The sequence below is a fragment of the Pseudoalteromonas sp. Xi13 genome (assembly GCF_003952205.1).
In the GTDB taxonomy this organism is placed as follows: domain Bacteria; phylum Pseudomonadota; class Gammaproteobacteria; order Enterobacterales; family Alteromonadaceae; genus Pseudoalteromonas; species Pseudoalteromonas atlantica.
Genome location: NZ_CP034439.1, coordinates 1,529,568 through 1,542,870, shown reverse-complemented (window position 1 = coordinate 1,542,870; position 13,303 = coordinate 1,529,568). Strand labels below are relative to the sequence as shown.

The following is a 13,303-nucleotide window of genomic DNA, read 5'->3' as shown; positions in this document are numbered from 1 at the left end:
GCCTACTTTTTCCACTTGTTTAATGCTTGCTTGTCGCTTTGTTTAAACTCAACCCAGTTTGAGGAGTCTTTAAAATGCTCTTTTTTCCAAAACGTGGCGTGGTTTTTTAAGTAATCCATAATAAACTGTGCGCCTTCAAACGCGGCTTGGCGGTGGCGGCTAGTTACGCCAACAAATACAATTTGCTCACCAAGGGCTAAATAACCGACTCGATGAATAATGCTTATGCGGGCAAGTTGCCAGCGTGTTTGCGCTTGTTCGGCTATCGATTGCAGTAGTTGCTCAGTCATCCCTGGGTAGTGTTCAAGCTCAAGTGCAATTACGTTATCGCCGCTGCTAAATTCTCGCACCAGCCCTGTAAACGTCACTACGGCACCATCACTTTTGTTATTACTGCAAAGTGCGTCATGTTGCTCGCCTACTGAAAAATCGTGCGTTTGTACGTTAATACTTATACTCATTAGCCACCTGTCACTGGTGGGAAAAAAGCAAGTTCATCCCCTGCTTTTACAAGCTCATCGCTTGATGACATAGTTTGATTAAGCGCACACAATACATCACGCTCTTCAAGCCATGCCTGCCAATGTGGGTTTTGCTCAACCAGCATGTGTTTAAACGCTTTAATGCTAAGGGGGGTCGCTATCTCAACGGTTAACTTATCGCACTTTAGGCGCTCTTTAAGTTGGCCAAAAAACAGTACGTTTACATGCCCTGCAGCTGCATCAGTATCATTTAAATTAGTCTCGCTGCCAGCTACCATGCTTGCCTCCTGCTTTTTGCGTTACACGCATACCGTGTATTTCCATAAGCGGATCGGCGGCTTTACACATATCAAATAATGTAAGGGTCGCCACAGATACAGCGGTGAGCGCTTCCATTTCAACGCCCGTTTTACCTGCTAATTTACAGTAGCTGGTGACTTTAATTTGGCTATTTGCTTCATCAAGTTCAAAATCAACGGCTACTTTACTCAGTGCCAGCGGGTGACAAAGCGGAATTAAATCAGCGCACTTTTTAGCGCCCTGAATACCCGCAATTCTGGCAACGCCTAGCACGTCACCTTTTTTATTTTGATTAAGCAACACTTGCTCAAAAGCCTGTTTGCTCATTTTAATGTAGGCCTCGGCAGATGCATCGCGCAGAGTGACCTCTTTTAGCGATACATCAACCATGTTTGCTTGGCCATTTTCGTCTACGTGGCTCAGCATATTATTGCTCTCGCGATTCGCATTTTTTACCAATAGTAATATGCGGTGCAAAGTTACATGGCTTGTGCATTGAGTCTAACTGATCTTTTATAATACCTGTCCAGGCTGTTTTACATGCGCCTGTAGAGCCAGGCATACAAAAAATAACGGTGTTATTGGCAAGGCCCGCCAACGCACGCGATTGAATAGTAGAGTTACCAATTTCACCGTACGAAATATGTCTAAATAGCTCGCCAAATCCATCTACGCTTTTATCAAACAGCGGTGCAAATGCCTCTGGTGTTGAGTCGCGCTCAGTAAAGCCCGTACCACCGGTTACTAAAATAGCGTGAATGGTGTCATCGGCAATCCACTGCGATGCAACTGCTCGCATTTGGTAAACATCATCTTTAACTATGTCTTTATCCGCTAAGTGATGGCCAGCTTCAGTAAGGGCTTTAATTAAATAATGGCCTGAAGTATCCGTAATTTCATCGCGTGTATCGCTTACTGTCATTACGGCAATGTTTAATGCGATTTGTGACTCAGTTGTGTGGCTCATAGGGTTGTTCTCAATAAATTAGGTTTGTGTTGGTCAAATTGCTCGTTAACAGCTTTAAATTGCGCCGGTGTATTGGTATTAACAAGTGCGTGCGCTTTATTACATTTTAGCGTTTGCACCCCAATACTACGGGTAAACTGTTTAATTGACTTATGACTATTTGCGTTTATGAGTAATTGTTTTAAATGACGTTTAACGCTTTGGGTGTTACGAATATACAGGGGTAACGGTTCATTTTCAAAGTGCCACGCATGTATTTGTGGCTGATTTGTTTGAAAGTAAGGGTTATCGCTTGCTGCAGATGCAATTTGCGATAATAACGTGCAAGTAAGCAATGGCATATCAACAGCGGTGATAAGTATATCCTGCTCTGTAGCCATTAAGGTTGAATAAATCCCCCCAAGCGGGCCAGAATCTGGGTATATATCTGCAATGTATTGCGCAGTAGCACTTTGTACATTACGGCTTATAAGTACATCACTTGCTCCTGCTGCTGTTAATAACTCACATGCATTTTGCAGTAAGGTTTTATTTTTTAAAATGAGGTTGGCTTTATCGCTGCCCATTCTTGATGATTGACCTCCGGCGAGTACAACCCCCGTAAATACGGCTTTATTACTCATTTTAGCCGCCCAACATAGCTAAATGGGTTGTGGCGCCCGTTAAGCGCTTATCAAGCTCATGGCTAATGGTTTTATTGCCCATTGCTGCTTGAATCGCATTTACAGTGGCTGGCGTATCTTGCACATTTAAATGCGGGCGTAAGTCTATTCCCTGCTCGGCAAACAAGCACAAATGTAATTTGCCTAATGACGATACTCTTAATCGGTTACAGCTTTTACAAAAATCTTTACTGTAGGGCATAATTAAGCCAATGCGCCCCTCAAAGTCGGGGTGACAAAACTCCTCTGCAGGGCCGTTTAATTTACCTCTCACTACCTGTAACCAACCTTGTGCTAAAAGCTGCGTTTTAACACTTAGCCCGCTTAAATGATTTTGTTCAAAAAAGGTGGCACCATTACCTGTTTCCATTAATTCAATAAAGCGTACCGTTACTTTTTTATGTTTTACCCAGTCTAAAAAATCATTTAATTGGTTTTTATTAAATTGCTTAGCCAGCACTGCATTTATTTTTATATCTTTTATGCCCAGCTCAATTGCCCGGTCTATCCCTTTTAAAATATGAGTTAGCTTGTCGTGTCCTGTAATTAATTTAAACATGCTCGGGTTTAAGCTATCTATACTAATGTTTAGCGCATCTAGGCCAGCGCTGTAAAACTCATCAATTTTATTAAATAAGTTAAAACCATTGGTTGTTATGGCGACTTTTTCTATGCCTGGGGTGTTTTTACATTGCTTTATAATCTCGGTTACGTCACTGCGTAAACACGGCTCACCGCCCGTAATGCGCACTTTTTTTGTGCCAAGTGAAGCAAATGCATTAACTAAGGTGTTTATTTCGTTTTTATTTAAAAAGTTACGCGGGGTATCGCACTGATACCCGTTTGGTAAACAATAGGTGCAACTAAAGTTACACACATCGGTAATTGAGAGGCGCAAATAGTTAAACTGCCGACCAAATTGATCATTAAGCATATGCTTCCTTGTTTATTTACATTTCAACTGCAACATCAATACTGTTAGCGTTTTGCGTAGTATGCTGCTTTATTAATTGGCTTAACTGGGTTTTACACGACCCACAGTTAGTGCCGCATTTTAGTTTAGACCCCAATTGTTCTACTGTATTTTCACCACTTTTAATGGCGTTTATAATGGGTTGCTCACGTACTTTAAAGCAACTACATACTTGCGCGCCTTGGGTAAATTCTTCATCGGGCGTGGCATACAGCAATGACTGTAATTGGCTAAAGGTTATTAAAGGCTCTGCAAATAAATGATTTATCCACTCAAGTGATATGTCTTTTTTAGCTGGCGAAATAACTGCAACAAACACTAACTGCTGGTTTTGAATACATTGAACATGCATCGCTTTTGCACTGCCCATTGCCGACCACTGCCCTTGTAACCCTGTCAGTGTTTGGCAATAATAAAGCAAATCATTTTGCGGCTCATTGAACGCTAACTGGTAGTTAATACATTTGCTTGCGTTAACTTTAAGCCAAAAATCACTGGTTATTTTAAGCTCTGTTTTGCTAAAAATTTGCATGTATTGAGCAAATTGCGCTTTAACTAAATCAACAGCACCATGCTTACACTCAGCCTGGCCCGAAATAGGGTCAACAACCGATTGATAAAGCCCACTTACCGTAGCGGATGAGGCAAATTGCTTGTTCCAGTGAATAGGCATAAAACATTCGCCTTTTCGCACGGCCTCTGTCACTTTTGCATGAGCCGTCACTTGCCCTGTTTTAGCATTGGCGGTTATTAAATCGTTTGCTTTTATGTTTAATTTGCTGGCATCTATGGGGTTTATTTCAATGTATGGGCGCGTTATATGAGTAGAAAGGGCTGTACTTTTTCCGGTGCGACTCATTGTATGCCATTGGTCGCGTATTCGCCCTGAGTTCATTACAAAAGGGTAATCGCTTGATGTTTGCTGCACAGGAAGTTTAGGCGTTATAGGTATAAAGCGGGCTTTTTTATCTGCGGTGCTAAATTGTTTATTAACAAAAACCTGCCCATTTTTATATGGCTCATTTTTTAGTACCGGCCACATAACGGGTTTTAAGTTATCGTATTGCTGCTGCGAAAGCCCTACTAAGGCTGATAAATTTAATAGCCTATCACCGTTATTTTCAAAATCAGTAAGTTGTGCCCATTCTTCAAAAATGCCACTGGGGTCTGTAAAGTCAAATCCTTCAAAACCCATTTTTTGGGCAACTAAACACATTATTTGCCAATCGTTTTTAGCCCCCGAAAATGGCTCAACTAGCGGGCGCTGCCTCGATATTCTGCGTTCTGAATTAGTCACTGTGCCGTTTTTTTCGCCCCATCCGGTTGATGGGAACGCCACATTAGCAAATTTTAGCGTATCACTTTTAGCAATACAGTCAGACACAACCACCAGCTCACATTGCTCAAGTGCATGTTGTATTGCTGCGTTATTAGGTAGGCTCACCATCGGGTTGGTTGCCATTACCCAAATAGCTTTTATTTTCCCTTTGGCGATTTCATCAAACATATCAATCGCATTACACCCTGCTTTTTTAGCTATTGTTGGCGATTGCCAAAAACGCTGCACTAACTGTTGGTGCGCGTCGTTTTCAATGTCTAAATGTGCTGCTAATTGATTTGCCAAGCCCCCTACTTCACGCCCACCCATAGCATTAGGCTGCCCCGTTATTGAAAACGGGCCACAACCAGGTTTTAGCAATTTACCCGATGCTAAATGCGCATTTATAATGGCATTACACTTATCAACCCCTGAGCTTGATTGGTTAATACCCATTGAATAAAAACTAATAGCAGTTGGACTTTTTGCAAATAAGGCGTAAAAGTCACTGACTAGCTGCGCGTCGATATCACAAAAATCACTTACCGCTTTTACACTCCACTTTTTCGCCTCTGCAAGCGCTGTTTCAAAGCCGTTTGTATGCGCGTTAATAAATTGCGTATCTAAATAGTTATGTTCACTTAAATAAGTAAGTAAGCCGTTATAAAGTGCGCCGTCGCTGCCTGGTTTTATATTTAAAAAGGTATCGGCAAGTTCGGCTGTATCGGTTTTTCGCGGGTCGATAACCACTACTTTCATGTTTGGATTAAGCCTTTTTGCGCGCTCCATACGCTGGTAAAGCACCGGGTGAGTCCACGCTGCATTTGAGCCAATTAAAATAAGTAGCTCCGTTTGCTCTAAATCGTCGTAGGTACATGGTACTACGTCCTCACCAAACGCACGTTTATAACCGGCAACCGCCGATGACATACACAGCCTTGAGTTTGTATCTATATTGCCTGAGCCTATGTAGCCTTTCATTAATTTATTGGCAACGTAGTAATCTTCAGTAAGTAACTGCCCTGATACATAAAAGGCAACCGACTCCGGTCCATGCTCTTTAATAATGGCGTTAAATTTCTTGGCAACGTAGTCAGTTGCCGTATCCCAGCTGGCGGGTTCGTTATCAATAAGGGGCGATGTTAAGCGATTATCAGTGCCAATGGTGTCAAGCAGATGCGTGCCTTTAACACATAAACGGCCAAAATTAGCGGGGTGCTCGCGCGTGCCTTCAAGTTTTGTTGGGGTATTATTTAATAATGAAATATCAACCCCACAGCCTACACCACAATAAGCGCAGGTGGTTTGTTTAAGCAAAGGTGTGTTTGCACATGTGTTTAAAGTTTCCATACTGCTCTCTTATTATTTGCGTTAAGCGCTCTGTGATACAGGCTTATCTACTGGGGTTAACGTGGCTATTTTATTATTAAGTGCACTGCTAATAACGCTTTGCACTAGTTTTTCACAGCCTCCACAACCCGTACTTGCTTTAGTGGCTTGCTGCACTTTATTTAAATCGCTGCAACCTTGTATAACCGCTTGTTCAATAGTGTGTTTTGTCACTTTGTGGCACGCACAAATAATGGCATCTTGTGGCAAATCATCAGCGCTTAGCTCGCCCGCGTCACCTGCAAGCGGCATTATTAATGATTCTGCCGGCACACTAAGCTCAATGCCATTTAAGTGATACTGCAATAAATTATCGTAATCACTGGTATCGCCAACCAGTACAGCACCTATGAGCTTATTGCCTTGCTCATTAGTGACTACTTTTTTGTAAATACCGTTTGGCTGATCTTCAAAGTAATAGCTAATTGCGCCTTCACTGCGTGCATGGGCATCACCAATTGAGCCTACTGCAACACCCATTAATTTAAGCTTGGTACTCATATCGGCACCGCTAAATTCATCAGCACTATTTGAGGAATTGTTTGAGGTAGTGTGTAAATCTTTGTTTGAAGATAGCTGTTGTAAAACATGCCCCGCCGCTACTTTTGCCATCGCGTAGCCCGGTGCTACAAGGCCAAAAATAAAGTTATTCCAAAGGGCGCATTCGCCTATGGCGTATATGTTTTTATCACTCGTTTGGCAATGGTTGTTTATTACGATGCCGCCGCGCTCACCTATTTCTAAATTAAACTCACGAGCTAGGTTATCGTATGGGCGAATACCGGCCGAAAATACAATCATGTCGGTTTCTAGGGTTTGCCCCCCTTTAAAGCACATTTTATAACGGCTGTTTTCACCTTCTATAATTTGCTCTGTCGCCACTGATGTATGCACAGTAACGCCCAGCTCGGTAATTTTATTTTTAAGCAATCGACCACCAGCACCATCTATTTGTACGCCCATAAGTTGTGGTGCAAATTCTATTACATGGGTTTGCAAGCCAAGCTGCTTTAACGCGTTGGCTGCTTCAAGCCCTAATAAACCGCCGCCAATTACTACGCCCACTTTGCTGGCATGTGCAGATTTTTTTATGGCGTGTAAATCGTTAATGGTTCTGTAAACTAGACAATGCTCACGGTCTTTACCTGGAATGGGGGGTACAAATGCAAATGAACCAGTAGCCAATATTAACTTGTCGTATTCAAATGTTTTGCCTTTTGCAGTAGTGACTGTTTTTGCATCCCGGTTTATATCAACCACTTTAGAATGAGTATGAAAGCACACTTGCCAATCTTGATAGGTTTTACTGCAGGTAAGTGCTAAATCGTCTTCGGTTTTACCTTTAAAAAAAGACGAAAGCTGTACGCGGTCATAAGCAAGTCGGTCTTCACCGCTGAGTACGGTAATCTCCATATTTTGAGTATCACCTTGTTGTGATACTAGCTGTTGTACAAAATGATGGCCAACCATTCCATTTCCGACAACTACAACACGCTGCTTGCTTGGCATTAAAATCACCTGTTTGATTTAAAATACACTTAACTTTAAATGGGTACTTTAAATGTATAATTTATTATGTGTTGGTTATAGCAATATGCAAGCCAGATATATAAACATTATATTTCAATAGCTTAACTAAGTTAATACGGTGAAAAAGAAGTGAAAGCACCACAAGCTGGCGCTATTGCACCAACTTGTAACGCTTTAAATTAAATAACGAGGGTTTAGGTTAAATACTTAAAATTTAGCGCTTACCCATACCCACAGTTTTTGGGTATCGACTTTGCCTGCAGCGCTATCGCCTGCTGAATAATCGGCATATTTAGCGCCTACGGCATAGGTTTTATTAATAGGCTTTACGTATTGTACGTTTAGCTCTGTGCCTAAATCATCAACGCCATTGGCGCTATCGTTGGCATCAAAGCTGTGATACGCAAACAGCCATTTACCGCCGTATGCTTTACCATTTAAACTTACATAAGTGTCATCAAGCCCTTGTGCTGGGGTTGCTAAAAAGGTATCGGCCCAGCCATTAAATTTATGCATTGTGGCAAGCGGCGTGGCAAAACCATAATCGCCGTTATCAGAGCCCAGTGACTCAATACCAGCTTTTAATGTAACGGTTTCAATGCCTAAACCGCCTAAATCTATCCCCCCTTCAAATGCATAATAATCAGCGTCAAAATCACTCATGCTCGTTGATGCAGATTGCGTGGCGTACTGTGCTTTATAGTAAAATTTAATATCGCTGAGCGTTTTATTACCATTAAAAGACACGCCATAAGTATCTAAGCTGTCATTATCTATTGCGTCGTCACTTAATAAATAGCTGTATAAAACCACCTTACCTAGGCTTGTTTTAAAGCTTGCATTGATAAGGTGATCGGATGCATCAATATCTTTGCTATCGGCAAATATTCGGTTGCGCTTACTTATGTAGCTATAGTGCAAGTTAATATCATTAAAGGTGTAATTTACTGTTGCAGCATCAAAGGTTTGCCTGTCTTGCCTAAAGCCAACGTGGCCTACAAAGCGCTGTCCATCAAGCGCTATTACTTGCCTACCTACTTTAATTGATAACGCATCTTTTGCGTATTTAACAAAAGCCTGATCTACCTCTGTGGTTTCAGGGTCAGCTATTACTGAGTAATTAGTATTTTTACCCAGCGTATTGTTGTAATCGTCTACACCTAATAGGCTTCGGCTATCTTCGACCTCTAATAAAGCAGAAAAGCCATTCACTTCATCCGTTTTATGAGTAAGGCGTGTACGCAGCGTTAAGCTACTGGCATCTTTTAGTGCGTTATCTTGCTCTGCACTTTCATAACGCAACCTAAAATTAAGGTCGGTTTGCGCTGCAACACTAATTGAAGGCGCAGCAATGCACCCTATCATTAAAATAATAGGTAAGTTATTTTTATAATTTAACATGTTGGTCTCTTAGTTTTTAATTATGAGCACGCACAATAAAATGATAAATAAACACAGCGAAATGCTCTTCCAGAGTAATACTGGATCGCGTTTCATTATTGAAATTTTGTTGGCTGAGCTCTGTAAATGTGGATTAGGTTTACTAATATCTGTTAAAAACTCAGAAAATGCCTGGTATCTGAGCGCTGGTTTTGGCGCAAGTGCTTTCATTAAAGCCTGATCTAACCAAAAGGGTATATCGGCTCGGTACTTGCGAATACTTGTGTATTGCCAGTGGCTGTAATCAATAGGGGTATGACTTGCCGGTAATGTTTTATAAGGCAGCTTCGAGCACAATAACTCATAAGCAATCACCCCAAGCGAAAACATATCGCTTTTAAAATCGGCATGCAGCGAAATAAGTGTTTCAGGAGCCGTATAATCTATAGTCCCTTGCGGGCAGTCATCGGCTATTTGCTTAACCGACTCATCCATAGCCGCAACACTTACAGTACCGTAATCAATTAACGTAACTTTACCGTGAGCATCTATCATCACGTTATCGAGCTTTAAATCACGATGTACCATATCTAATCGCTGAAATGCCCTTAGCGCATGCACTATTTGCTCTACAATACTGCGCACTTGCGCTATTTCTAAATAAGGGACGTCGTGCTTATAGTCACTGAGGGTTTGTCCGTCCATGTACTCGCAAATATGATATAAAAATCGGCTTTGCGATTGCGTATTTAAAACCTTCATTACATTAGGATGATTAATACGTTGCCCTACCCACCCTTCGCGTATAAAGCCTTGAAGGTAGTGTATATCGTCTTCAAAATTAACCGAGGGTGCCTTTAATACAACGGGCGGTGCATCAGGTGCTTGTTGTACCAAATAAATGTGAGATCGGCTGCTTTCGTTGATTTTACGAATAACCGTATATCCATCAATTATTTGACCAACCTCTAATGCGGGTGGTATTTTGCGCTGCGTTAACGATTGATAAAGCTCATCTAGATTTTGCTGCGCAATGCTATTTACCTTCACTAATAAACAACTCACATTATCATCACTGCCTTGTGCTATAGCCCGTGAGGTAATGGCACTTGCTGCCTGCTCTAAGTTGTTATGGGTGTTTATTTCGTTGGCAATTTCACTATAAGGCAATACATCATGCACACCATCGCAAGTCAGTATGTAAATATCACCGGCTTTTAGGTCAACTTCGTAAACATCAATTTCTTGATGTGACTGCGCGCCTAAAGCACGAGTGAGCGTATCGTTTACTTTATGATCCCGCGTTATCGCTTCCATTTGATTATCGCGTAAACGCGTAATGCGAGTATCGCCTAAATGAAATATATACCCCGCAGCTGATTTTAATATAAGCGCCGTAAAGGTTGTCATCCAATCTGCTTGGCGTTGCCCTAAGTGGTTATAGTTGACTGATTGCGAATATAACCACTGATTTAAGCTAGCTAAAACCTTAGAAACCGATTTTTTGACCGCCCAGCTGTCGGGTGTATTTAAATACTCATTTATAAAATGAGTAACACTGAGCTGCGATGCTTGTTTGGCATTTTTAGCCGATGAACACCCATCTGCTAAGCACGCAATAGCGCCTTTTGTTTCTTGTTGTTCGTGCTCAGTATTTAAAGCAGCAAACGCATCTTGATTTTCATCTTTTATGCCCGCGGCACTGTGCCCACCAAAAGAAACATCTAGCGCATTATTACGAACTTGAGCGTGTTGGGTTTCATCAAACATGGTTAACGCTGCCTTAAGTCACTGAAATAAGTTCAACAGAGCCATCTTCGTTTACTTCTGTCATGTGCCCATCTGGCTCTTTCATGAAAAATAACGCCCCTAAACCTAACAATGCACTGGCAGCAATAATCATAAAGAAAGTTTGGTAATCCACTAATGAGAGCGCCGTTAAATACACCACCGCGCCAACGTTACCGTAAGCGCCTGTCATACCTGCAATTTGCCCTGTTAAGCGGCGTTTAATAAGTGGCACAGCGGCAAATACAGCGCCTTCCCCTGCTTGCACAAAGAACGAACACGCCATGGCAGCAGCTACTGCAAGCCAAAGTGGCCAGCTAGCGTCAACTAATCCCATAACAAAGTAGCCAACAGCTAACCCTGAGGTAAGGACAATAAGTGTTTTACGACGACCCATTCTATCTGAGATCCAACCACCACCTGGGCGCGAGGCTAAATTCATAAACGCATAAGCAGAGGCCAGTAAACCTGCGTACACCATATCTAGGCCAAACACTTCCATGAAAAATAATGGCAGCATAGATACAACGGCCAGCTCTGAGCCAAAGGTGGTAAAATATAAAATATTAAGTACAGCTACTTGTTTAAATTCGTAGCGGTGTGATTCTGGCACGGGTTGTTTAAATATATGTCCGTTTATATTAAAGGTTTTATATACCTCGTAAGCGTATAACAGCACTAAAAATGCATAAACGGCTAAAACAAAATTGGCAGAAATTAAATTAGCGCCTGTAGGAGACAACTTCCAAGTAAGTAAAGCCAGTGCGCCATACATAGGTAATTTCATAATAAGCAATAATACAAAGTCACCTTTACTGGTTACTTCCATTGCGCCTACTTTTTTAGGCTTAAAGTACGTCCCCCCTTTTGGTGTATCGGTTACGTTTATGTACCAAATAACACCAAAAATAACGCTAAGTACGCCCGTTAAACCAACGGCATAGCGCCAGCCATCGTCACCGCCAAACATAAGCGCTAATACAGGTAGTAACATGGCAGCGGCAGCCGAGCCAAAATTACCCCAGCCACCATAAATACCTTCTGCTGTACCAAGCTCATTAGCTGGGAACCATTCGCTCACCATACGAATGCCCACTACAAAGCCTGCACCAATAAAGCCTAGTGCAAAACGCGCGATAGCGGCTTGCTCAAACGTGGTGGCCATAGCAAACATAAAACACGGTATGCTACATAAAATAAGTAAAGCGGCATAAACAATACGCGGGCCAAACTTATCGGTTAGCATGCCAACAACAACACGTGCGGGAATGGTTAAGGCCACATTTAAAATGAGCAGCGTTTTTACCTGTGCCATAGTTATACCTAGCGAGCCCGCTATTGCCCCTAATAATGGAGCATGGTTAAACCATACAAAAAAAGAGATAAAAAACACCATCCAGCTTAAATGTAGTATTTTCATTTTCCCGCTAAACGATATGAGATTAAACCCAGAACTCGGTTGCATGTTTTTTTCCTTGTAACGATTATTATTTTAAGCAGTGAGTACGACTTTGGTAGTAATAACACTGCGACGATTGTTAAATTAACGTTAACCGCTTTCAGCAATTACTAAGCCAACAATTAATAGGTAGGTTTTTCAGTCACTTATATTTTTAGGAATTAATGTTTATTTCGCTTTGCACTATTTAAGCAGCTTTGTTGGGCGTAAACAGTGCAAAGAATTTTTAAGCTTTACTTGCTCTAGGTTTTAACTAATTGGTATTGTTAAAAAAAATTATGAGAACTCATTAATGCAAAAACCCCCTTTAACGTATCAGCAGCAATTACGCTATTCTCGCCATATTATGCTTCCTCAGCTAGATATAGATGGACAAGAAAAAATATGGCAAAGTCATGCTCTTATTGTGGGGTTAGGTGGATTAGGTTGCCCAGTTGCGCAGTACTTAGCGGCATCGGGCGTAGGTACTTTAACGCTTGTTGATAACGATGTGGTTGATGCAACTAACTTGCAAAGGCAGGTGCTCTATAAACAAAGTGATGTTGGGTGCTTAAAAACCCACAGTGCAAGAAAACAGTTAACCCAGTTAAATGATGAAATAGAGATCCATACTATTGATGAATTTTTAAATGAAAATTCGCACCTTGAACAATTACTTAGCAAAGTAGATGTAGTTATTGACTGCACTGATAACTTAGCAACACGTAATTTGCTCAACAGCGTCTGCTATAACACCCGTACGCCCTTGATTTCGGGCTCTGCCATAAGGTTAGAGGGACAAGTAGCTTGCTTTACAATGGCGCCTAATAGCCATTGCTATGGCTGTGTGTCACAGCTCTTTGGCGAACAAACTCAAAGCTGTTCAGAGTCAGGCGTGCTCTCACCTATTGTAGGGCTTATTGGTAGTATTCAAGCGGCTGAAGCACTTAAAATTATTGCAGGACTGCCTAGTAAACTCACCGAGCAGCTATTACTTGTAGATGGTTTGAGTATGGAGTTTAACCGTTTTAACATTGTTAAAAATAAGCACTGCCCTGTTTGCAGCGCTTAATTTA

General features: G+C 41.6%; 12 protein-coding genes. 1 reads left to right on the top strand and 11 read right to left on the bottom strand.

Features of this window, described 5'->3' with window-relative positions; translation table 11 throughout:
- Nucleotides 1-2: 2 nt before the first annotated feature.
- From moaE to EJ103_RS06935, 11 genes are all read right to left on the bottom strand, one after another.
- On the bottom strand, nt 3-461 hold the full coding sequence (moaE, locus tag EJ103_RS06985) for a molybdopterin synthase catalytic subunit MoaE (RefSeq protein ID WP_126006715.1): 459 nt from the start codon (nt 459-461) through the stop codon (nt 3-5).
- Complete coding sequence (locus EJ103_RS06980; RefSeq protein ID WP_126006713.1) at nt 461-760, bottom strand: MoaD/ThiS family protein; 300 nt, start codon at nt 758-760, stop codon at nt 461-463. The genes moaE and EJ103_RS06980 overlap by 1 nt, the downstream gene beginning before the upstream one ends.
- On the bottom strand, nt 738-1,208 hold the full coding sequence (gene moaC / locus EJ103_RS06975) for a cyclic pyranopterin monophosphate synthase MoaC (RefSeq protein ID WP_004587754.1): 471 nt from the start codon (nt 1,206-1,208) through the stop codon (nt 738-740). The genes EJ103_RS06980 and moaC overlap by 23 nt, the downstream gene beginning before the upstream one ends.
- A gap of 1 nt (nt 1,209) precedes the next feature.
- Entirely contained in the window at nt 1,210-1,749 is a 540-nt protein-coding gene (gene moaB / locus EJ103_RS06970; protein ID WP_004587753.1) for a molybdenum cofactor biosynthesis protein B, read from the bottom strand.
- Entirely contained in the window at nt 1,746-2,372 is a 627-nt protein-coding gene (locus EJ103_RS06965) for a molybdenum cofactor guanylyltransferase (RefSeq protein WP_126006711.1), read from the bottom strand. The genes moaB and EJ103_RS06965 overlap by 4 nt, the downstream gene beginning before the upstream one ends.
- A gap of 1 nt (nt 2,373) precedes the next feature.
- Nucleotides 2,374-3,345 (bottom strand): GTP 3',8-cyclase MoaA, encoded by a 972-nt coding sequence (gene moaA / locus EJ103_RS06960; protein WP_126006709.1) that lies wholly within the window; start codon nt 3,343-3,345, stop codon nt 2,374-2,376.
- 16 nt (nt 3,346-3,361) lie between these two features.
- Nucleotides 3,362-6,052: a nitrate reductase gene (locus EJ103_RS06955; RefSeq protein ID WP_126006707.1), complete on the bottom strand. Its 2,691-nt coding sequence runs from the start codon at nt 6,050-6,052 to the stop codon at nt 3,362-3,364.
- 21 nt (nt 6,053-6,073) lie between these two features.
- Nucleotides 6,074-7,600 carry an FAD-dependent oxidoreductase gene (locus tag EJ103_RS06950; protein ID WP_126006705.1) on the bottom strand — a complete coding sequence of 509 codons (1,527 nt, stop codon included), beginning with the start codon at nt 7,598-7,600 and terminating at the stop codon, nt 6,074-6,076.
- 228 nt (nt 7,601-7,828) lie between these two features.
- Nucleotides 7,829-9,022 carry an alginate export family protein gene (locus EJ103_RS06945; protein WP_126006703.1) on the bottom strand — a complete coding sequence of 398 codons (1,194 nt, stop codon included), beginning with the start codon at nt 9,020-9,022 and terminating at the stop codon, nt 7,829-7,831.
- 9 nt (nt 9,023-9,031) lie between these two features.
- Complete coding sequence (locus tag EJ103_RS06940; protein ID WP_126006701.1) at nt 9,032-10,771, bottom strand: bifunctional protein-serine/threonine kinase/phosphatase; 1,740 nt, start codon at nt 10,769-10,771, stop codon at nt 9,032-9,034.
- A gap of 13 nt (nt 10,772-10,784) precedes the next feature.
- Nucleotides 10,785-12,254 (bottom strand): NarK family nitrate/nitrite MFS transporter, encoded by a 1,470-nt coding sequence (locus tag EJ103_RS06935; RefSeq protein WP_126006699.1) that lies wholly within the window; start codon nt 12,252-12,254, stop codon nt 10,785-10,787.
- Between the two features lie 286 nt (nt 12,255-12,540).
- Between EJ103_RS06935 and moeB the strand changes: the two genes are divergently transcribed.
- Nucleotides 12,541-13,299 carry a molybdopterin-synthase adenylyltransferase MoeB gene (gene moeB, locus EJ103_RS06930; protein WP_126006697.1) on the top strand — a complete coding sequence of 253 codons (759 nt, stop codon included), beginning with the start codon at nt 12,541-12,543 and terminating at the stop codon, nt 13,297-13,299.
- Nucleotides 13,300-13,303: the final 4 nt, after the last annotated feature.

Coding starts and splice junctions, on each gene's coding strand:
- EJ103_RS06935 (WP_126006699.1), bottom strand. CDS start 12,254: ATGCAACCGAGTTCTGGGTTTAATCTCATATCGTTTAGCGGGAAAATG.
- EJ103_RS06940 (WP_126006701.1), bottom strand. CDS start 10,771: ATGTTTGATGAAACCCAACACGCTCAAGTTCGTAATAATGCGCTAGAT.
- moaB (WP_004587753.1), bottom strand. CDS start 1,749: ATGAGCCACACAACTGAGTCACAAATCGCATTAAACATTGCCGTAATG.
- EJ103_RS06965 (WP_126006711.1), bottom strand. CDS start 2,372: ATGAGTAATAAAGCCGTATTTACGGGGGTTGTACTCGCCGGAGGTCAA.
- EJ103_RS06950 (WP_126006705.1), bottom strand. CDS start 7,600: ATGCCAAGCAAGCAGCGTGTTGTAGTTGTCGGAAATGGAATGGTTGGC.
- moaE (WP_126006715.1), bottom strand. CDS start 461: ATGAGTATAAGTATTAACGTACAAACGCACGATTTTTCAGTAGGCGAG.
- EJ103_RS06980 (WP_126006713.1), bottom strand. CDS start 760: ATGGTAGCTGGCAGCGAGACTAATTTAAATGATACTGATGCAGCTGCA.
- moaC (WP_004587754.1), bottom strand. CDS start 1,208: ATGCTGAGCCACGTAGACGAAAATGGCCAAGCAAACATGGTTGATGTA.
- EJ103_RS06945 (WP_126006703.1), bottom strand. CDS start 9,022: ATGTTAAATTATAAAAATAACTTACCTATTATTTTAATGATAGGGTGC.
- moaA (WP_126006709.1), bottom strand. CDS start 3,345: ATGCTTAATGATCAATTTGGTCGGCAGTTTAACTATTTGCGCCTCTCA.
- moeB (WP_126006697.1), top strand. CDS start 12,541: ATGCAAAAACCCCCTTTAACGTATCAGCAGCAATTACGCTATTCTCGC.
- EJ103_RS06955 (WP_126006707.1), bottom strand. CDS start 6,052: ATGGAAACTTTAAACACATGTGCAAACACACCTTTGCTTAAACAAACC.